The organism is Pseudomonas hamedanensis (assembly GCF_014268595.2).
Taxonomy (GTDB): Bacteria; Pseudomonadota; Gammaproteobacteria; order Pseudomonadales; family Pseudomonadaceae; genus Aquipseudomonas; species Aquipseudomonas hamedanensis.
Map to the genome: position 1 here is coordinate 1,593,640 of NZ_CP077091.1, position 20,097 is coordinate 1,613,736.

Consider the following 20,097-nt stretch of genomic DNA (forward strand, 5'->3'; position numbering starts at 1 on the left):
ACGCGCGACGGCACTGCCTCCGACAATCGATCGCCCATTCTTTGCCATCTATTGGAGCGCATATGACCGCAACCGCATCATCCATCGACACGCCCCCAGCCGACGCCCCGATCATCCAGACGATCATCGATGAGCTGTCCTCCTGCCCCACTGTAAAGCCCGGCGACACAACGCCGCGCGCGATCAGCATTCCCCGGCAGAGCCTGCTGCATGAATGGATCGAGTTGTACTGGCAATCCCTGGAGCGCTCGGACTTTCTCGAATGGGCCAGTGCCTTTGACATCGACCTGGACACCTTCATCCTCAAAGGCAACACACTGCATGCCTGCACCCTGGGCGACGGGCCGAGGGAAACCCGAACATTCGACCTGGATGACAACTCGGGCTGGTGGCAAGTGGCAGCGCCTATTCTTGCGATCGCCCGCATCATCGATCCCGCAGGGTTGGGCCTGCCTTACGTAGGGGGTAAATCCGCCAACCCGCGGTACGAGATTGCCCGGCGCATTGTGCTGGAGTTCTACGGCTACCCCGAACCGGAAAATCGCTTGCAGGCCCAGGTCATCATCAACGAGTTGAAAGCCAGTGGTCTTGCCGGCACGGACAGCGATGGACATACGACTTCTGCGCTGGTGGCCGAGCGCAACGCCCAGTCTCGGGACCTTTGCGCCATCGCTGACGCACTGGAGATATCGATCAATACCCGTGAGCAGCAAAGCCTGCCCTATGATCGCCTGAAACTCGGCGAAACCCGCGTGCGCCTGAGCGACGGCTCTTTCTTCGCGGCGGCGATGCAGCGCGCCACACAAGCCCTCCTCGCAGTTACCCGGCATCCATCGTTCACTGCCGCCGCTGGTGAGACCGCGTCGTTTACCCGTTATCGCTATTCGGCACGGCAACAGAAGTTCTTCCTGATCGCCAGCGACGGCACACTGACCGAACGCCTCAGCGCGTCACTGACCAGCACCGTGCCACCATCCCTGCTGGACGCTCTCGGCGCGGCAGCAGAAGCCCTCGGTGCAGACGTTTGCAGTGACTATTTCTTCAGCCTGGATCAGCTACTCGAAGGCTACGGCTTTGACATGCCCGATAGCCTCGCCGCTGCCTGGGAACGGGTCAGCCAACTGCGGCAGAAAACCTGGAAAGCATTGCCCAGCGTCAGTGACTTCCTCCGGGCCCGCCAATCGATTCAGGGCTGGCAGCAAGCATTCGCCGATACCGAAGACTGTCGGCACATGACCCGCAGCCTTCTGGAACTCAGTGCCCGGCGCGATGACCAGGAAAACATTTCGCTTGAGCAGGCCAGCCGTCCCGAGACCGGGTCCGCGCTGAGTCGGGCCATCGCCGAGGGCCAGCCACAGCTGTTGCAATTACGCGGCAACGCGAAAATCCAGCGCCTGCTCAAACGCAAGCGATTATCGCCGCACAGCCGCCTGGCGTTGGATGCCACAGGCGAGCTTTATGCCATTGCGTCGGATCACAACGGCACCCGCCTGACGCTACCGGTGGCAGACCAGCCCAAGTTGCAGCCACTGATCAACGCACTCAAGCCCCTGGCGCTGGCGGCGGGAGGCACCCTGCGCACCGATGGCCGCGCAAGCCTTGCGCAAATGCTGACGTTCTATGAGATTCCGCTGCCGGCCAATGCAGGGGAGGCGCGGGCCACTGCGCTATGGGTAAAACCTTCGCAATTGATGACCCCCGCCTCGATGCATCACTGGTACCTGCTGGGGCGCCCCGGCAGTCAGGCGAAAAAGCTTTCCACGAGCCAACGCCAATTGATCGTCGGCCTCACCCAGGCGTTCATGACCAACATCAGCGAACCGCTCATCGACTACCTGTGCGACAGCGTCGCGGGTGAACTCGAGGCAAGCGTCACCCCGGCGAAAATCGACGCAATGCTCAACCAGATCCTCACCACCCCACGCGCGCGCAAGCTGGGTAACTATTTACTTGACTCGATGCCGCCGGAACTCACCGGCCGCAGGGAGCTACGGCCCATCAACCGTGAGCGTCTGGTGATAACCGCGCTGATCCTCAGCCTCGATCCGCAAGCCGGTCGACAACCGAACAAGGTGCTGGATCAGTCGCTGGACGACAGTTTTTTCTGGGGCGAGTCGTTTACCGAAGTGCGCCGCTTCCTTACCCAGCAGTTTGCCTTGACTCGGATCAAGCAAAAAACCCTGGCGACCCACTTGCTGCTATCAGGCATAGCACCCGTGTTTCTGGTGCGAGACATCCCCGAATCGATTGCCTACCTGAGTGGCTACCCGTCGGTCAAGCTGACGCAAATAGTCACCTATCTGGAAAAATACGCGCCCGCCATCAGCCGATTGATGACTTACACCGAACTGATGACCCTGACCATGCACCCGGTGCTCCCCGCCGTCGGGGATACCCGGGTGCAAAGCTCGGAACATGGCGTACAGGTCGATTGGGCCGTTGCCCGCGGCCTGATGGACGGCTATCCGCGAACCCGGCCGGACGACGCAGCCACCCTGAGCCGGGGCGGCGTTGCGTTCGTCAAACACAGCCAGGAGCTTTTCAATAAGCGGCATCTGGCCTTTGATCGACCCTTGCCGACGCCGTATACCGTTGCCTTGGCCGACCTGCGCAAGGTGTTCAGTGATAATCCCTATCTGGAAAACAAATGCCTGCATCAGCGGATCACCGAAAATCCCGACCCGAGCCTGCCGACACCTGCCGTAGAGACAGGCCCTTTGTACTCGCTGGTCGAGCTGCACATCGCCAATCAGTTGCAGCCCGGTTTGCAAGACTGGCAGTGCATTCAGCCTCAACTGGATCTGGCGCAGCTGAAATCCGGGTTGCCGCGACTAAGCGCCGTTACCGAGCAATTTCGGCCATTGCTGGCAACCCGGTTGAGGCGCATGGAAGCGGCGCTCATTGCGATGATCAAGGAGCTGTTCTGCCAGCGGCCGCTTGCACAACGACTCGATCTGGAACTTGGCGAACTGAAGCTTTTCAGCGTGCACCCAGTGCCAGATGATTTCGTCGAGCCCGCCGCCGGTGCAGAGTGGAATGTACCCGTCGGCCCCTTCGCAATCATCGTCTCCTGCACTGGCACGCCGCACCGAGTGTATGAAGTGAGCCTGCGCGACACATGCATTGTCTTACGCCGCGACATCCAGCCGTCGCTGCTACCGATCGACAGCGACAGTGTTCCGCGCACGCTGCCCTTTGACGCTCGGGCCTATTTAAAGGGTTGGCCGCCCAGAAGCCAGAGCACCTGTCGCGGCCTGCTCAAGTCACTGCCCCTGCAAGGGGCGCCGCTGGCCGACGCGACCGTCAAAGCCATACCGGCAACATTCACCTCGCCGCGCATCGAGGCCATCGCCCGCACAGCCGTCAAGCAACTGTTCGATGTCTACGAACCCAAGGCCCTGCTGCGACTGAAAAAAAGCCCCAGCCTGGAAGAAGCAGCCCAGAGCCATGAACGCTGGCTGACGTTTTATCAGACGCTGGTCGCGTTGAACCCGTAGGCAACTTAGCCCTCAGAGCGTCCAGTGCCCTCGCGATCGCCGGTGTAATGCCGGGCCAGCGCAAATGCCGGCAGCCACGATTCGCGCCGTACGGTCCAGCTTTCGTAGGTGGGTTGCAGTTGATCCGGCGCGTCGAGGGCGCCCAGGTTGATTTCGATTTCATCGGCGGTTCGATTGAACACCGAAGAGCCGCAGCGCGGGCAGAAATGTCGCCCGGCGTATTCACCGGTTGCGCCGCGGATGGTCACTGCGCCTTCGGGAAAAATCGCCGAGGCATGAAACAGCGCGCCGTGGAATTTGCGGCAATCGAGACAATGGCACAGCCCGACGCGGTAAGGCTGGCCGCTGGCTTGAAAACGGACATCGCCGCACAGACAGCCGCCGGTGTATGGGTTCATGGTTGATCTTCTTCGCACCTTGTATAAACACAATTTCTTGATGGTGTTTAAAAGACACTCAGTGTTACGACGCCCAGCCTACAACACCTTGCGTCGTTACCTACGCGTACGCCAGAATCCGCCGGCTTACGCGGCTATGAGGTTGGCTATATCGTTTGTCCGTCACTGACAAAAAGCAGTGATCGGGTTTGGTAGCCCGTCTGTAATGGCCGTATGGCAACGCCTTTATGCCGAGCATTTTTTCGGCTCGGTTTATATGGTGGTCATGCGTGGGGCTCGTTCGCGAGCGCCGGGTTCCTATTGCAGCCGGTCTACCAACCCGCGTATGGCCGCCACCCTCGTTTGGTAGCGAAGGTGATGGCTCCTTGAATCTGCAATAGGAGTTTCATCATGTTCAAAGTCACCCCCAACCCGCCAATCCCCCACGACCCCGCGCTCGATCCGCAAAAAGTCAAGGAAGCCACCGACCGCGCCCTCGATTATTACCTCACCCCCGAAGCCCTGGAAGTCCCGCCGCCACCGCCCAAGGCTCGCCCGCTCTACATCGTCGATCCGTCGCTGGATAACGAAACCTTGCTCGTCGAGGCCTGTGAATCGCTGTCTTCGGCCAATGCCATGGCCGGCAATATCGCCAATTCGCTAGGCGGCCCGACGCGCGGACCGCTGCTTGCGCTGCAACAGTTGATCATGCTGAACGAGCTGTTGGTCAACCGCTTGCTGGACAAGCTGCGCTTGCCGCAGTAATCGCCAATGATGCCGCCGCCGTGCAGGCGATATCCGCTTGCACGACGGGCCGATCTACGGCATCACCGGCCAGCGCGCAAATGACTACGCTGATAGTCCAGCCTCTCATCTGCCGGGGATGATCACCATGCAACGCCTTCAAAAACTCACGCCGTGCCTGTGGTTCGACGATAAGGCCGAAGCCGCCGCGGCGTTTTACTGCTCGATTTTCGATCATTCGAAAATCACTGGCCTGACCCGTTACAGCAAGGTCGGCGAGGAATTTCACGGACAACCGGACGGCGCGGTGATGACCGTCAGTTTCGAGCTCGACGGCCAGACGTTTACCGCGCTCAACGGCGGACCGGTGTTCACCTTCAACGAGGCGATCTCGTTTCAGGTCAATTGCAGGGATCAAGAAGAAATCGACCATTTCTGGGGCAACCTGTCTGCCGGCGGACCGCTGGAGGCTCAGCAATGTGGCTGGCTCAAAGACAAGTTCGGCGTGTCGTGGCAGATCCTGCCGGTGGCGTTCCTGCACATGCTGCAAGACCCGGACACAGGCAAGTCGCAACGGGCGATGCAGGCCATGTTCCAGATGAAAAAGCTCGACCTCGCCGAACTGCAGCGAGCGTTCGATGGCCAGAGCTAATACACTCGGACGCTGACCTGCCGGGAAGATAACAATGAAACACGCCGCCGCGAGAAATCCCGAAAAAGCCCCGCGCTTCTGGCGCGACGACGCCCTGCCCTTCATCGAGGCGCGCGCCATCGCCGATGGCCGCGACGTCTGCTACGCGCGGCATTCCCATGCGCACTTTTCGATGGGTGCGATCACCGCCGGGCGCAGCACGTATGTGCATGAACACGCGCAGTTTGAAGTGGCGGCGGGCACCGTGGTGTTGATGAATCCGGGCGATGTGCACGCCTGCAATCCGATCGATGATCAGGCGTGGTCGTATGTGATGTTGTACGTCGAGACGCCGTGGCTGACGGATCTGCAGCATCAATTGGGCTTTGCGGCTGAGCTGGAGTTTCGGCGATTTTCCGATACGCATCTGGCCGACGCCGAGCTGTTCGGCAGGCTGATGGCCCTGTATGAGACGCTGATCGACGATCAGCAAGAGGTGCTGCACAAACAGAGTGCGGCGGTCGAGTTTTTCAGCGATCTGCAGTTGCGCCTGAACCCGGTTGAGCAGCCGGTCCCTGAGCCGAATTTCAAGCTTGAACGCGCCGCCGATTTCATCCGAGAACACTGCACCGAGGTGCTGAGCCTTGAGGCTATTTGCGCCGCGGCGCAGCTGTCGCCGTCCTACCTGATTCGCGCGTTCAAGCAGCGTTACGGCATGACGCCCCATGCGTTTGTGGTCAACCAGCGCATCCAGTTTGCCCGCGAACGCTTGCGCAGCGGCCAGTTGATTGCCGACGTGGCGCTGCAGGCCGGGTTTGCCGATCAGGCGCATTTCCAACGGGCGTTCAAGCAACATCTGGCGGCAACGCCGGGGCAGTATCGCGGCTGATACCCTATCTGAAGCCAAACACCGCTCCCACAGTAGCTTGTGACTGGCCTTTCAATCAGGTGAACAGCAGATACATCGCGCTGAGTGCCAGTAACAAGGCCATCAGCCGATTAAACCAGCGCATCCCCGCGGCATTGCTCAGGTACCCGCGCAGAAACGTCCCGGCATAGGCCCAGCAGCCCACCGACAGATAACAAATCACCAGATACACCGCCGCAAACTGCCAGACCAGCCGCGTCTCGCCGTCGGCGACAAACGCACCCATGCCTGCGACGCAGGCCAGCCAGGCCTTGGGGTTGAGCCATTGCATGACAGCGCCATAGAGCATCGATGGCGCCCGGCCTGCCTCGCTGGCGTTCAGCTGACCTTCATCCGTGGCGAGTTTCCAGGCCATGAACAGCAAGAACGCCACCCCGGCCCACTGCACCACCCGGGTCATGAACGGCCACAGTTCCAGCGCCTGATGCAGCCCCAACCCCATCAACACCAGCAACAGCACAAACCCCAGCGTCGCCCCGGCCACATGCCGCTGACTGGCGCGAAATCCGTATTGCGCGCCACTGCTCAGCGCGACGATGTTGACCGGTCCGGGAGTGATGGACGCGGCCAGAGCAAACGCCGCCATGGAAAGAATCAGACTCATTGCACACCTGCTTCAAAACGAGGAACGAGGTGGCTACGGTAGCCAGCGGGGGATTTGCGGTATTGAAGAAAATGACCCTGAGGATGCGAATCTTCTGAGGGAGCGGTGGGTCAGTCAGCCCAGTGTTGGCTGGGCTGACGTCTTCGCGAGCGGGCTCGCTCCCACAGGGTTTTGCGTGAGACTCAAGTCTCGCACACCCCACAAGACCTGTGGGAGCGAGCCTGCTCGCGAAAGCGTTCGGTCAGTCACAACAGATTTGTCAGGACTGACGCCATCGCGAGCAGCCCCCCTACAGGGCGACTCAGTCCAGACGCGGCACGGTAAAGCGAAATTCACTGCCCTGCCCCGGCTCGCTCTCGGCAACAATATGTCCGCCGTGGGCTTCGACGATGCCTTGGGTGATGTACAAACCGAGGCCGGTGCCGGTCGGGTTGCCTTCCTTGATCGTCCAGTAGCGATCGAACACGTGGGGCAAGTGTTCCTTGGGAATTCCCTCGCCGCTGTCACGCACCGAGAAGACGATTTCATTGCCAACCGATTTGGCGCACACGCCCACCGTGCCCAGGCGCGGGGTGAACTTGATGGCGTTGCCGATCAGGTTCGACAGCACCTGGAACAACCGCTCGGGGTCGGCATGAACACGCAGGTCGGGATCGGCCTCGAAGGAAATGCTGATGTCCTTGTCCTGCGCCAGCGGCGTGAGCAGCGACTGCGCTTCTTCGAAGATGTGCCCGACGTCCAGCGGCTGCGGCGAAATGGTGTAGCGCCCGGCATCGATTTTCGAGGTGTCGAGCAGATCTTCCAGCAGTGTGTTCATCCGCGCCGTGGCCTGCTGCATGGTGTCGATGGCCGTGGAGATACGCCGCGAGGTGTGCGCGCCATCGGAACTGAACGCCTTCTGCATCATGCCGCAGAGCATGGAAATCACCGTCATCGGGTTGCGCAGGTCATGGGACACCACCGCCACCAGTTCATCCCGGGCGCGCACGGCTTCCTGCTCGCGCCGCACCTGACGGGCCAAGTCGTTTTCAAGGGCCGATCGGCGCAGGTCGTTGGCGGCGAAGACGTCGCCATGGCTCCATTTCCTCGAGATCCCGGCCATCTCGACCTTCCAGATCTCGAACGAGGTACGCGGGCGCAGACGCAAGCCAGCGTCGGAATTTTCCAGGTCCAGCGGCTTGCGCGGGTCGCCGCTCCAGTTGATGTTTTCCTTCACTTCCGCGCGAAACCACAACACGCCGTTATCGACCGGTTTGGGCAGGCTCATGGCAAGCACACCGCTGGTCACTGACTGATACTGCGCCGCTGGCGGATAGACGCTGGACAGGTGATGACTGGCGAAGACCGGTTCGTCGCGCGCCTGTAGCCATTTGTGCAAGGCACGAATTTCTTCCGGCTCCGGGCAGTTGCCGTAACGGTGCAACTGCTTGTCTTCGATCATTGCAATGCCGTCAGCTTCGACCAGCGCCATCAGCGTCGCGGGATGCTGCGCGAGGCCATCGAAGACGCTCTGCGACGAGTCGATCATTGCCTGATTAAGCAACGCCAGCGTCTCGATCTTTGCTTCGCGCTGGCGAGTCAGTTCCAGCGTCTCCATGGCGCTGATCTGCAGCGACAGCACCTGGCCAATGGTCTGGCAGGCCATGCGCAGTTCGTGGGGCACGTGCAATGGCTGGCGATTGCCGCAACTGATCAGGCCCCAGAGGCGGTCGCCCTTGAGCAAGGAGATACTCATGGATGACAGCACGCCCATGTTCTTCATGTACTGGCAGTGAATCGGCGAGACGCTACGCAGGGTGGCGAAACTCAGGTCCAGCGGCGTCTGGGTGTCGGGGCGCAGCTTCGGCACCAGCGGCACCGGTTGGTAATCGGCGTTGGGGATGATTCGCAGCCAGTTGGTGCGGTACAACTCGCGCGCTTGCTCGGGAATGTCCGAGGCCGGGAAGAACAGGCCGTTGAACACTTCCATTGACGGGTCGGACGCTTCGGCGATGACCTGGCCGTGGCCCTCTTCCTCGAAACGGTAGATCAGCACCCGGTCGTAACCGGTCATCGCCTGGATTTCCTTGACGCTGATGTCGTACAACGCCTGCAACGTGGTCGCGGCTTGCAGGCGCTGAAGCATGCGACCCAGATGGATGTTGATCCCGGCGACATTGCGCGGCTGGAAGTTTTTGACGTGGATTTCCAGTTCCAGAATCAGCACACCCTGATGGCGGTGCAACAGGCCCTCGAACGCGGTGCCATTGAGTTCGAAGTGCAACGGCGCCGCCTCGGAAAACGCCGACTGCGCCAGAGCATCCAGCACTTGCGCGGTGTATTCAGTGCCGATCAGGCTGTGCAGCGGCTGACCAATCAGCGACGGCGGCGTGCGCGCCAGCAGGGTTTCGACGTTGGCGCTGACCTGAATGATCTGCAGCGCTGGTTCGCTCAACGTCAACAGCAGACCGTGGGGCTGGATCGCGCCGGGAAAGCGGATCGGTTCGTCGGCGCAGTTGGCCAGCAGTTCTTCAAAAGCGTCCTGGTCTTGCGGGGTCATGCCAGTACCTCCTGGCTTTCGAGCCAGCGCTCGAAACAGCTGAATGTGGTTTGTGCCGCAGCGACGACAGCCGCGCGTTCGGCGGCGTCCAGGGGGCGGCTGCCCAGGTATTCGATGAAATCGCGCCAGCGCCGGCCGGTGGCTGCGCCGTAAATGTCGAGAAAAGCGGCACCGTTGTCGGCGTCCAGATTCAGCCGCGCAGCGATTTCCCGGCGCAGGATCTGCCCGCCCAGTGTCGCGCCTTCAAGCACGTACAACACGCCGAGGCTGGCGGCACTGGCGTTGATCAGCGGCAGCTCGCGGCACAGCGACAGCATTGTGGACGCAGCGCCCAGCGTCTGCAGGTCAGCGTACAAGGTTGCAGCCTTCAAGCGCGGCGTCAGGTCAAAATCGTCCGGGATCACGCCACTGTCGAGCAGCGCCTGCTCCAGCGGCTGATAAAAGCCGTAATAGGCCTGCATCAACCGCTTGAAAGCGTTGATATCAAGGGTATCGGAAAAAAAAGGGAGGCGTTTTTCCAGTGCGATATGCAGTTCGGCAGTACCGGCGCGCAAATCCTGCAGTACCGGTGGCACATAAACCTCACGGGCCTTTACTTGCATGTAGGTCGCTCTAGGTGGGGCCGCCTGGGCCATTGGGGGTTCGCGCAACGCGGGCAAATTTATCACGGCGAACGCCCAAACTGACCACATGGCCCGTTTTTTCTACCGTCATGTCACCCAGGTCAGAGTGGCGCCGGTGGACAAAAGTTCGCCCGGCGCCAGCCCCGTCGAGGTCAAGGCTTGAGATCCGGATCGCTGTCCAGGTGTTTCTGCTGCACCGCGTCGATGTGGGTCGGCGGGTTCACCGGCTGCGCCGGGTCAATGGCTGGTGGTGGCGTGAGTTGCAGCACTTCGCTGGTGTAACGCCATTCCTGCATGACCTGCTCGGGATGTTCGTTCAGCCGCGTGCCGTAGCTGGGGACAATCTGACGCAACTTGTCCTGCCAGGGCGCAGACGCCAGTTTGTCCTTGAACACTTTGCCCATCAAATCGAGCATGATCGGCGCCGCAGTCGAGGCCCCCGGCGAGGCGCCGAGCAGTGCGGCGATGCTGCCGTCCTTCGAGGCCACCACCTCGGTGCCCAGCTTGAGCACCCCGCCCTGCTGCTCATCTTTCTTGATGATCTGCACGCGCTGACCCGCCTGCCACAACCGCCAGTCTTCTTTCTTCGCCTGAGGGAAATAGGCTTGCAGCGCGGCGAAACGGTCATCGTCCGATTGCATCAACTGGCCGGCAAGGTATTGCACCAGATCGAATTCGCGCACGCCGACGCGCACCATCGGCCAGAGGTTATGCAGGGTGGTACTGGCCGGTAGATCGAAATACGAGCCCTCCTTGAGAAACTTGGTGGAGAACGTCGCGAACGGGCCGAACAGAATCACCCGTTTGCCATCGAGCACCCGCGTGTCCAGATGCGGCACCGACATCGGCGGCGCCCCGGTCGAGGCAATGCCATAGGCCTTGGCCATGTGTTGCTGCGCCACTTGCGGGTTGTCGGTTACGAGGAACGAGCCACCGACCGGAAACCCCGCGTAGTCTTTCGCTTCCTCGATGCCGGATTTCTGCAGCAGCGGCAATGCCGCACCGCCGGCGCCGATGAACAGGAATTTAGCGTCGGTGGCCGCTGTCGTGCCGTCCTTGAGGTTCTTGTACTCGACGTGCCATGAACCGTCGTCGTTGCGGGTGATGTCGCGCACTTCCGTCGATAGTTTGAGCGAGAAATTGTCGCGGCTTTGCAGGTGCCCAACGAACTGCCGGGTGATCTCGCCAAAATTGACGTCCGTGCCGATCGGCGTCCAGGTCGCCGCGATTTTCTGCGCCGGATCGCGCCCTTCCATCATCAGCGGCACCCACTGCCGGATCTGTTGCGGGTCTTCGGAATACTGCATCGGGCGGAACAACGGGCTGGCTTGCAAGGCCTCATAGCGTTTTTTCAGGAAGCGAATGTTGTCGTCGCCCCAGACAAAGCTCATATGCGGCGTCGAATTGATGAAGGAGCGCGGGTTTTTCAACACCCCGGTTTTGACCTGCCAGGCCAGGAACTGCCGGGTGATCTGAAACGCCTCGTTGATTTCCACGGCCTTGGTGATGTCGATCTTGCCGTCTTTTTCCGGGGTGTAGTTCAACTCGGCCAGCGCCGAATGGCCGGTGCCCGCGTTATTCCAGCCGTTAGAGCTTTCCTCGGCGACCTTGTCCAGGCGCTCGACCATTTCCATCGACCAACCCGGCTCCAGTTCGCTGAGCCAGACCGCCAGTGTCGAACTCATGATGCCGCCGCCCACCAGCATGACATCGACTCGTTTGGTTTCTGCGGCGTACGTCTGGGCGCTGCCGATTGCGAGGGTCAACGCGAGCAGCGCACAGGGGCGCATCGAATTTTTCATGGGAAGCCTCCTGGGGTGTACCGGTCCGCGAACCGGCTCAATCGGCAGTGTCGTTCTGCACAGATGGATCGCCGTTGGCCGGCACACGGGTGTCAGGCGCGGGCCGCGTCGGGTCGTTTTTTTCAGCCCCGGGGTAACCGGGCAGACCGCGACTATCGGCCGGGGTCATCACATCGCCGCCGGCACCGGCGTCGTCCCAGTCGGTGGTGGCGTTCGGGTCTTCATCGCGCCCGGCGGTACCGAGAACGAAACCGTCGTCATTCGGATTGACCGTGTCATCGAGCGGTTTGTCGCTGCTGGATGGGTTGCTCATTGGCTGCCTCCAAAAAAGTGTGGATCGGACTTGTTTGGAATGCCGCGCAAGCGTCGAGTGCAATGCAAGAGACCAACGGTGCATGCCTCCTGAAGCGCGCCGGCATCAATCCGGCGCTTCGCTGGCGCCTTTGAGTTCGACCTGATTGCCATCCGGATCGAAACAGTACAGCGACAACCCGTAACCCTCGGCGCCGAAACGCCTGGCCGCTTTCTCCACGACCAGCCCGAACGATTGCAGGTGCGCAGTGAGCGCTGCTTCGTCGAATGGCTCGATGCGCAAGCAGAAGTGGTCGACGTTGCGCCGCTGCGCCTGCGCCGCACCGCCGCCCTTGCGGCCGAGTTCGCCCTCAAGGTCGACCAGATCGATCATCGAAGTCCCGGCGCGCAGATGCACCAGCCCCAGCGGCTCGTTGTGCCTGACCACCTCGGCGCCCAAGACCTGGCAGTAAAAGTCGATGCTGCGCTGCAAGTCGGCGACGCGCAGCACGATATGGTCGATGTGGCGCAGGGTAAACGGGTGCATAGTCGATGCCTCACTCCGATGGGGTTGGCGCAGGTTGCAATCGGTTGCTTTACACCTGAAAAGATCGCAGCCTGCACCCGCCTCTACAGTAGTTCAGGGCTTGCGGGAATTCACTGTCGATTTTCCGGTGGAGCCATCGACAAAGCGGATTTACTCTCAAGCCATGAACATACAGACCGCTGTCCTGCCGCCCCACGCCGAAATGGTTCGCGCCATGCTTGAACGCGACACTGCCTATGAAGGCGTGTTCTTCACGGCGGTGAAAACCACCGGTATCTTCTGCCGCCCCAGTTGCACGGCGCGCAAGCCGAAACCGGAAAACGTCGAATTCTTCGCCCACGCCGACGAGTGCCTGTGCGCCGGGTATCGCGCCTGTCTGCGCTGCAAACCGCTGGACGCGGCGGCCGTCGCCCCGGACTGGGTGCAGCGCCTGCTCAGCGCCGTGGATGCCGACCCCGAGCGCCGCTGGAGCGACGCGCAGTTGCTGGCCGAAGGCATCGAACCGCTGAACTTGAGGCGCTGGTTCAAACAGCATTTCAGCATGACCTTCCACGCCTGGCTGCGCACGCGCCGACTGGGCATGGCTCTGGGTGGCATCAAACAAGGCACCTCGATTGACCACGCCGCGTTCGACTCTGGCTACGAGTCGCTCAGCGGTTTTCGCGACGCCTTTCAGAAATCCTTTCACATCACCCCAGGACGCGCCGCCAACAGCGAGCCGTTGCTGTTCACGCGGCTGACCACGCCGCTGGGGCCAATGATTGCCATGGCCGAACGGCGTGGCCTGGTGCTGCTGGAGTTTCTTGACCGGCCGGCATTGACCCGCGAAGTTGAAGCCCTGCAAAACCGTTATGGCTACGCCGTGGCACCGGGGCATAACGCGCATTTACAGCAGATCGAGGCGCAACTGGCGGATTATTTTGCGGGCAAACTCAGCGAGTTCAGCGTGCCGCTGCACTTGCCAGGCAGCGCGTTCGCCCGCGAGGTCTGGGCAGCGTTACTGCAAATTCCCTATGGACAGACCAGCACCTACGGCGCCATTGCCGCGCAACTCGGCAAACCCGGTGCCAGCCGTGCGGTGGGTCTGGCCAACGGACATAATCGGCTGTCGATCGTGGTGCCGTGTCATCGGGTGATCGGCGCGGATGGCTCCCTGACCGGCTATGGTGGAGGACAGCCGCGCAAGGCCTTTCTGCTCAGGCTGGAAAACGCGGCGCTGCAACTGACGCAACAACTGGCTTTCTGATGCACTCCTTTCAGTCAATAAAAAGGGATTTTCGATGAGTACGCTCGACATTCATCACCTCAGCGGTACAGCCGACGGCTTGCTGAACGAGCATGCCTGAGGCCTACCAAGCCGCCAGCGCCTTTCTCGCCGCGCTGGATGCCGACTGGCAGCGCCACATCAGCGCCGTCGGCCCGTGCCGGCATCAGCCCCATCCGGCGCGCGATCCTTATGAGTCGCTGGTGCGGGCGATTGCCTATCAGCAACTGCATGCCAAGGCCGGTGATGCGATTATCGGGCGACTGGTGGGGTTGTTCCCCGAACAACCCTTTCCGCGTCCGGAGCAAATCCTCGCCTGCGATGTCGCGCGGCTGCGCAGTTGCGGATTTTCCGCGAGCAAGATCGCGACGATCCAGGGAATAGCCCAGGCGACACTGGACGGCGTGGTCCCGGATTACGCCACCGCCCTGGCGATGGCCGACGAAGCGCTGATCGAGCGCCTGATCAGCCTGCGCGGCGTCGGCCGCTGGACCGTGGAAATGCTGCTGATCTACAGCCTGGAACGCCTGGATATCCTGCCGGCAGATGACTTCGGCGTGCGCGAAGGCTATCGGCGCTTGAAAGGCCTGGAGGTGCAGCCGACGCGCAAGCAAATGATCGACATCGGCCAGGCGTGGCGGCCGTACCGCACGGTCGCGGCTTGGTATTTGTGGCGGGTGGCGAAGGGGTAGACCGTGTCATCGTTCTTCGTGAGCAAGCCCACTCCCGCAGGTTTTTCGGCCTGACACAAAATATCTCGATACCGCCGATCTCATGTGGGAGCGAGCTTGCTCCGGGCGGCGTTCCGACGAAGGCATCTGATCAGACGGTCTCTTCGATCAGTCTGAAAGGTTTTCAACAGACACATCCTGCCAACAATCCTTCCCGTACCTCTCTATCTACAGATCTAACCTTTCAGTTCTTCTTGAAAGGGCAAGGGAATGCCAAAACTATCAGCCTCACATCGTTTGCGTCTCGGCCGTTATGACGAACCCAACCGTATATATTTATTAACCGCAAATACGCTATTCCGCGCGCCTGTTTTCAGACAAGTTGCATTGGGTAGATTGGTCGCAGAGCAATTCCGCAAAGCTCAGGAGCTGGGCTTCGCTGATTCGCTGGCCTGGGTTGTCATGCCGGACCACTTTCACTGGTTAATCGATTTGAAGCGTGGGTCACTGAGTGAATTGATGCAGAGAACAAAATCCCTGAGCGCGCGGGTGGTGAATATGGCTGCGGGTCGAGAGGGAAGTCTCTGGCAACCGGGCTTTCATGATCGTGCACTGAGGCGGGACGACGATCTGGTACAAATGGCTCGATATGTGGTGGCCAACCCCCTGCGGGCAGGCTTGGTGCAAAAGCTTGACGACTATCCACTGTGGGATGCGATTTGGGCCACCAGAACCTCATGCCCCTCTTCGTGAGCAAGCTCACTCCCACACTGGCCCGATGCCAACCACAACCCCGCCGCGCCCCACAATCCCTTGTGGGAGCGAGCTTGCTCCGGGCGGCGTTCCGACGAAAGCGTCAGGTCAGGCAACCTCGATGCTGAATGTTCCGGCCTCTTCGTGAGCAAGCTCACTCCCACACTGGCCCGATGCCAGCCACAACCCCGCCGCGCCCCCCAATCCCTTGTGGGAGCGAGCTTGCTCCGGGCGGCGTTCCGACGAAAGCGTCAGGTCAGGCAACCTCGATGCTGAATGTTCCGGCCTCTTCGTGAGCAAGCTCACTCCCACACTGGCCCGATGCCAGCCACAACCCCGCCGCGCCCCCCAATCCCTTGTGGGAGCGAGCTTGCTCCGGGCGGCGTTCCGACGAAAGCGTCAGGTCAGGCAACCTCGATGCTGAATGTTCCGGCCTCTTCGTGAGCAAGCTCACTCCCACACTGGCCCGATGCCAGCCACAACCCCGCCGCGCCCCCCAATTCCTTGTGGGAGCGAGCTTGCTCCGGGCGGCGTTCCGACGAAAGCGTCAGGTCAGGCAACCTCGATGCTGAATGTTCCGGCCTCTTCGTAAGCAAGCTCACTCCCACAAGGGTCCGGGGCCAGCCACACAATTTCTGAACGCCACCGATCCCACCCTCAATGTGCCCGATCAAGCCCTACCAACAGCGCGCTGTCGTGGCTGTAGATGTCCGGCGCATAACGCACCTGGCCTGCGCTATCGACCTGTGCGGTCCAGTAGGTCATCAGGATGGGCACCGGGGTCGACAGGCGGAACTCGTGGGTGCTGCCGCTGGCGAGCAGGGTTTCGGTACGGGCCTTTTCCGCCGGGGTAAGTAGCAGATCGCGCAATTGCATCGGGTGTTCGACCCGTACGCATCCGGAACTGAACGCCCGCGGTCCCTTGTCGAACAGCGCCTTGCTCGGTGTGTCGTGCAGGTAGACCGAGAACGGGTTGGGGAAGCGAATGACCATTTGCCCCAGCGGATTGCGCGGGCCGGCGTCCTGTCGCAAAAGGACATTGCCGGGATTGTCCCAATCGATGTCCGCCGCCGCCAACGGTTGGCCGTTGGCATCGAGCACTTGCAGGTTATGGCGGCTGAGAAAGGTCTGGTCCTTGCGGATTTCCGGCAGTTTGTCCTCTTTCCAAATGGTCGGTGGCACCGTCCATGTCGGATTGAGGGTCAGCCGCGTGACGCGGGATTTGAGCAGCGGCGTCTGGCGCTCCGCCCGGCCCACCTGAGTGCGGGTTTGCCAGACCGGCTGGCCGCCGTGATAAAGCGTGAGTTCTGCGGCGGCGACGTTGACCAGCAGGCCGTCGGCTTCCATGTCCTGCGCCAGCCAGCGGAACCGCTCAAGATTGATGCGCAACTGATCGCGGCGGGTCAGCGGGCTGATATTCAGTTCGGCAATTGTCCCCGGGCCGACCACGCCGTCAGCCTGCAGCGAGTGGTTGGCCTGAAAACTTTTCACCGCGTCCACCAGTTCGCCTTCGTAGGCGTTGCCGGACGCGACCGGCTCAGGCAGATAGCCTTCGCTGTGCAGACGCCTGGCCAGTTCCGGCACGCGTTGGTCTTCCATTGCCGGGCGCAGCAGTGGCCCGCTGCCGATGGACTGCCACTGCGGCAAGGCCTGGAGTCGTTGCGCCGCATAAAGGTGGCGCAGGTTGCGGTACTGAACCAGATGCGGACGGGCCAGCTCGAACGCCGCCGCAATGTCCTGCAGTCCGGGCACGGCAATACTCAGCAGTTGCGCCTGACGATCGTGCGGCGGGCCGTCGACGCGCCACAGCGGCTCGAAATGCGCTTGCAGCAGGCGCCCGTAATGCAGGTCCTGCAACGCCTGAAGGTACTGGCGGCTGATATCGATGTCGGCGCATAACTCGCCATCCTGCGGTGCGGTGGTCGCGACGGCATAGCGGTTCGGATTCAGGCCATCGTCAACCAACAGTTGCAATTGCGTGCGCAACGTCGGCAATCGTGCAGAGTCCTGCGCCCAGACCGGCATCCAGTCCTGTTGTTCATAGAACGCCTGCAATTGTGCCAGTGCCGGGCCGTTGAGCTGCGCGGCGATGGCCGGACACGACTGCGGCAAGCTGATCATGACCGCGTGTAACGGGCTGCGTGGCTCGACCGGAATTGGCGCAGGCGGCGTCGCCAGCGTCGGCAAGGGTGGCAGCGGCTCCTCAGCGCAAGCGACAAACGGCGCAGCGAGCAAACAAATGCTCAAGTAGCATGCGTACTTTTTGAACAACTGCTTTACTCCAATCCATGGCCGTCTCGATGACGGTCAACCTTACATTAGCTGCGCTGAACAGTCAGGCTCGATCTTCGGGCCTGCGGGTAACGACTGGGAGTCAGGAACCAAAAGTGCCGTTTATGTCGCCAGTGAGGACACTTTATAAAATGTTGACGTTTTTGCGCCGACTCCTGCTGACCACCGCGACCCTTGTCGCCGTGACCAGTCCAGTATTTGCCGCCGGCAAGCCATCGCCGGTTCTCTACACCAGCCTCGCCCAAGCCGCGCCGGAACTCAATCCCCATGCGCTCAAAGGTGCATTGAGCGCCATGCAATGCGCAGTCAACAACGGCGCCCGGCCCTCGCGTCATCTGGCGATCATCGACTACTCGCGACCGTCCACCGAGCGCCGCCTGTGGATTTTCGACCTGAGCAAAAAGAAGCTGGTGCTGCGCGACCTGGTTGCCCACGGCTCCAACTCCGGGGAAAACTTCGCCACGCAATTTTCCAATCGTGAAGGCAGTTATCAGTCCAGCCTTGGCCTGTTCCGCACCCAGGAAAGCTACGAAGGCACCCACGGCTATTCGCTGCGCATGGACGGCCTTGAGCCGGGCTTCAATGACCTGGCCCGGGACCGCGCCATCGTCATCCACGCCGCCAGTTACGTGAACCCGTTATGGAGCAAGCGCCAAGGGCGCATCGGCCGTAGCCAGGGCTGCCCGGCCGTGCGGCCGCAGATTGCCAGACAAGTGATCGACCGCCTGAAGAATGGCCAGTTCATGTTTTCGTGGTATCCCGACCAGCGCTGGCTGCAAAAGTCGCCCTACCTGAACTGCCAGCCGCAGCAAGTGGCGAGCATTCTCAGCACCCACGCCAGTTAGCGCGCGTCGCCGCCGGCAGGTTTGTAGAACAGAAACCTGCCGGTCTGCGCCGTGTTGCGGTACGCCTTCGCCCAGCTCGGGTGCACGCCGCGATCATGAAAATACAGGGCACCGCGGGTGCGGTCCTTGAGCTGGCGGTTCAACGCCTTGCCGGCGATTTCCTTGGCCAGCGCGTATTCGGCATCTTCCTTGACCTGATCAGGCTTGCCATCGCACCACCAGGAAAACTGGCAGTTGCCGCTCTCCGAGCCTTGCTTGACCACCGCGCACACCGTGTCGGGAAAGCCTTCGTGGCCGAGGCGATTCATCACCACGCTGGCCACAGCTTCCATTTCCGGGGTGTCCTTGCCCTTGGCTTCCCAATAGATGCTGCGCGCCAGACAGGTCAGCGGATCGTCCAGCGGCGCGGCGCCGGCCGGGTCTACCGCTTGCGCCTCGGTCGGCGTGATCGCTTCGGACTTCGGCGCAGGAGCACTGACGTTGTCCGCCGCTTTCTCCTCCAGCACCTCGGCTTTTTGTTCAGCCTTGGCCTCGATCGGCGCCTGCGCGTTCGCCGAGCTTGTGTGGATCAACAGGGTTAATACGAAACAGCCGGTCAGGCTTTTTAATCGCATTGTGGATTCCCTCAACGCCCGCAGCGGGCCAAGTGTTACGTCGGTGAGACGCCCGGATTTCGGGGGCCTGCGCAGATTGTAGCCGGACAATTGGCGGGCATCGTGGCGTAGAAAAAAACCATTGGAAAAGAAAAAGACATTGCGCTCACCGGGGGCCTTTCGCGCATCATGGGCGCATTGCGCTCAAGGGGGATTTCCATGCGTTTCATGCCATCGGTTTTGCGTTGTGCCGCGTTGTCGCTGGGCGTGGTCTTTGCCGCCTCGGCGCTGGCTGCCGATGAACTGCAATTGATTGAGTCGATCAACAGCTATCGCAGCCAGCCGCAGCGTTGCGGCAGCCAGGCGTCGAACGAACTGCCACCGCTGGCGGCCGACCCACGCCTGCGCCTGCCGGCGAGCGGTGCGGTCGACCTCCAGCAAGCCATGGCCAGCGCCCGTTACCCGATGGTCAACGTCCAGGCGATCACCCTCAACGGCCCGCGCGATGCGGCGTCGGCGATGCAGGCGATCAAGGAAAGCTTCTGTCAGGTCGTGCTTGATCCGCAGTTCGTCGATGTCGGCGTCAGCCGCGTCGATCGCGACTGGCGCATCGTGCTGGCGCGGCCGTTGCTCTCGGCGCAGCTGGGCGATGCGCAAAGTGAAGGGCAAAAACTGCTGGCGCAACTCAACACCGCCCGCAGCCAGCCGCGCCAATGCGGCGCTCAGGCGTTTGCCGCGGCGGCCCCGCTGGCCTGGAACGCGACATTGGCCACCGTCGCCCAGGATCACAGCCGCGACATGGCCAATAAAAATTACCTCGACCACAAGGACGGCGACGGCCGCACTCCGGGCGACCGCGCCGAACTCGCCGGCTACAGCGGGCAGCTGGTCGGCGAGAACATCGCCGCTGGGCAAGACAGCGCCAACAAGGTCGTCGAAGGCTGGCTCGCCAGCCCCGGCCACTGTGCGAACCTGATGAACCCGCAGTACAAAGAACTCGGCGCGGCGTATGCGACCGACCCGAAGAGCAATGCCGGCATTTACTGGACGGCAATGTTCGGCGCGCAGTGACCACCCTCATCGACGCCGTCAATCA

18 protein-coding genes are annotated in these 20,097 nt (G+C 61.5%); 9 read left to right on the top strand and 9 right to left on the bottom strand.

Translation table 11 applies throughout. The annotated features are described in order from the left end of the window. The first annotated feature begins 62 nt into the window (after positions 1-62). Positions 63-3,497: a hypothetical protein gene (locus HU739_RS06790; RefSeq protein ID WP_186548046.1), complete on the top strand. Its 3,435-nt coding sequence runs from the start codon at positions 63-65 to the stop codon at positions 3,495-3,497. A gap of 5 nt (positions 3,498-3,502) precedes the next feature. Here HU739_RS06790 and HU739_RS06795 read toward each other — a convergent pair whose 3' ends face one another. Beyond that, positions 3,503-3,895, bottom strand: a complete 393-nt coding sequence (locus tag HU739_RS06795) for a GFA family protein (protein WP_186548048.1) — start codon at positions 3,893-3,895, stop codon at positions 3,503-3,505. A gap of 390 nt (positions 3,896-4,285) precedes the next feature. Between HU739_RS06795 and HU739_RS06800 the strand changes: the two genes are divergently transcribed. The 3 genes from HU739_RS06800 to HU739_RS06810 all read left to right on the top strand — a co-directional run bounded on the left by HU739_RS06800 (position 4,286) and on the right by HU739_RS06810 (position 6,138). After that, on the top strand, positions 4,286-4,639 hold the full coding sequence (locus tag HU739_RS06800; RefSeq protein ID WP_186548050.1) for a DUF6124 family protein: 354 nt from the start codon (positions 4,286-4,288) through the stop codon (positions 4,637-4,639). Positions 4,640-4,766: 127 nt separating this feature from the next. Next, positions 4,767-5,270, top strand: coding sequence for a VOC family protein (locus HU739_RS06805; RefSeq protein ID WP_186548052.1), 504 nt, complete (start codon positions 4,767-4,769; stop codon positions 5,268-5,270). Between the two features lie 34 nt (positions 5,271-5,304). Continuing rightward, positions 5,305-6,138, top strand: coding sequence for a helix-turn-helix transcriptional regulator (locus tag HU739_RS06810; protein ID WP_186548054.1), 834 nt, complete (start codon positions 5,305-5,307; stop codon positions 6,136-6,138). Positions 6,139-6,193: 55 nt separating this feature from the next. Here the strand turns inward: HU739_RS06810 and HU739_RS06815 are convergent, their stop codons facing one another. From HU739_RS06815 to HU739_RS06840, 6 genes are all read right to left on the bottom strand, one after another. Then, positions 6,194-6,781, bottom strand: a complete 588-nt coding sequence (locus HU739_RS06815) for a LysE family translocator (RefSeq protein ID WP_186548057.1) — start codon at positions 6,779-6,781, stop codon at positions 6,194-6,196. A 301-nt stretch (positions 6,782-7,082) separates the two neighbouring features. Further along, complete coding sequence (locus HU739_RS06820) at positions 7,083-9,320, bottom strand: ATP-binding protein (RefSeq protein WP_186548059.1); 2,238 nt, start codon at positions 9,318-9,320, stop codon at positions 7,083-7,085. After that, positions 9,317-9,922 (bottom strand): biliverdin-producing heme oxygenase, encoded by a 606-nt coding sequence (locus HU739_RS06825; protein WP_186548061.1) that lies wholly within the window; start codon positions 9,920-9,922, stop codon positions 9,317-9,319. The genes HU739_RS06820 and HU739_RS06825 overlap by 4 nt, the downstream gene beginning before the upstream one ends. A 173-nt stretch (positions 9,923-10,095) precedes the next feature. Continuing rightward, a complete protein-coding gene (gene mqo / locus HU739_RS06830) occupies positions 10,096-11,733 on the bottom strand; it encodes a malate dehydrogenase (quinone) (protein WP_407681956.1) in 1,638 nt (545 codons plus the stop codon). 49 nt (positions 11,734-11,782) lie between these two features. Then, positions 11,783-12,058 (bottom strand): hypothetical protein, encoded by a 276-nt coding sequence (locus tag HU739_RS06835; RefSeq protein WP_186548065.1) that lies wholly within the window; start codon positions 12,056-12,058, stop codon positions 11,783-11,785. A 105-nt stretch (positions 12,059-12,163) separates the two neighbouring features. Beyond that, positions 12,164-12,583, bottom strand: a complete 420-nt coding sequence (locus HU739_RS06840; RefSeq protein WP_186548067.1) for a VOC family protein — start codon at positions 12,581-12,583, stop codon at positions 12,164-12,166. Between the two features lie 163 nt (positions 12,584-12,746). Between HU739_RS06840 and HU739_RS06845 the strand changes: the two genes are divergently transcribed. The 3 genes from HU739_RS06845 to HU739_RS06855 all read left to right on the top strand — a co-directional run bounded on the left by HU739_RS06845 (position 12,747) and on the right by HU739_RS06855 (position 15,271). Beyond that, complete coding sequence (locus HU739_RS06845) at positions 12,747-13,829, top strand: bifunctional transcriptional activator/DNA repair enzyme AdaA (RefSeq protein ID WP_186548069.1); 1,083 nt, start codon at positions 12,747-12,749, stop codon at positions 13,827-13,829. Between the two features lie 92 nt (positions 13,830-13,921). Next, complete coding sequence (locus tag HU739_RS06850; protein WP_186548072.1) at positions 13,922-14,539, top strand: DNA-3-methyladenine glycosylase family protein; 618 nt, start codon at positions 13,922-13,924, stop codon at positions 14,537-14,539. Between the two features lie 249 nt (positions 14,540-14,788). Beyond that, the gene (locus HU739_RS06855) at positions 14,789-15,271 is read left to right on the top strand and encodes an REP-associated tyrosine transposase (protein WP_186548074.1); all 483 of its coding nucleotides are present in this window, start codon (positions 14,789-14,791) and stop codon (positions 15,269-15,271) included. A gap of 657 nt (positions 15,272-15,928) precedes the next feature. Here the strand turns inward: HU739_RS06855 and HU739_RS06860 are convergent. Next, positions 15,929-17,542 carry a L,D-transpeptidase family protein gene (locus HU739_RS06860; protein WP_186552617.1) on the bottom strand — a complete coding sequence of 538 codons (1,614 nt, stop codon included), beginning with the start codon at positions 17,540-17,542 and terminating at the stop codon, positions 15,929-15,931. Positions 17,543-17,694: 152 nt separating this feature from the next. Here HU739_RS06860 and HU739_RS06865 point away from each other — a divergent pair, with 152 nt between their 5' ends. After that, on the top strand, positions 17,695-18,408 hold the full coding sequence (locus HU739_RS06865) for a murein L,D-transpeptidase catalytic domain family protein (RefSeq protein ID WP_186552618.1): 714 nt from the start codon (positions 17,695-17,697) through the stop codon (positions 18,406-18,408). Here the strand turns inward: HU739_RS06865 and HU739_RS06870 are convergent. After that, positions 18,405-19,022, bottom strand: a complete 618-nt coding sequence (locus HU739_RS06870) for a cell wall hydrolase (RefSeq protein ID WP_186552619.1) — start codon at positions 19,020-19,022, stop codon at positions 18,405-18,407. The two genes, HU739_RS06865 and HU739_RS06870, sit on opposite strands and share 4 nt — an antisense overlap. A 198-nt stretch (positions 19,023-19,220) precedes the next feature. Between HU739_RS06870 and HU739_RS06875 the strand changes: the two genes are divergently transcribed. Next, a complete protein-coding gene (locus tag HU739_RS06875; protein ID WP_186552620.1) occupies positions 19,221-20,072 on the top strand; it encodes a CAP domain-containing protein in 852 nt (283 codons plus the stop codon). The last annotated feature ends 25 nt before the right edge of the window (positions 20,073-20,097 follow it).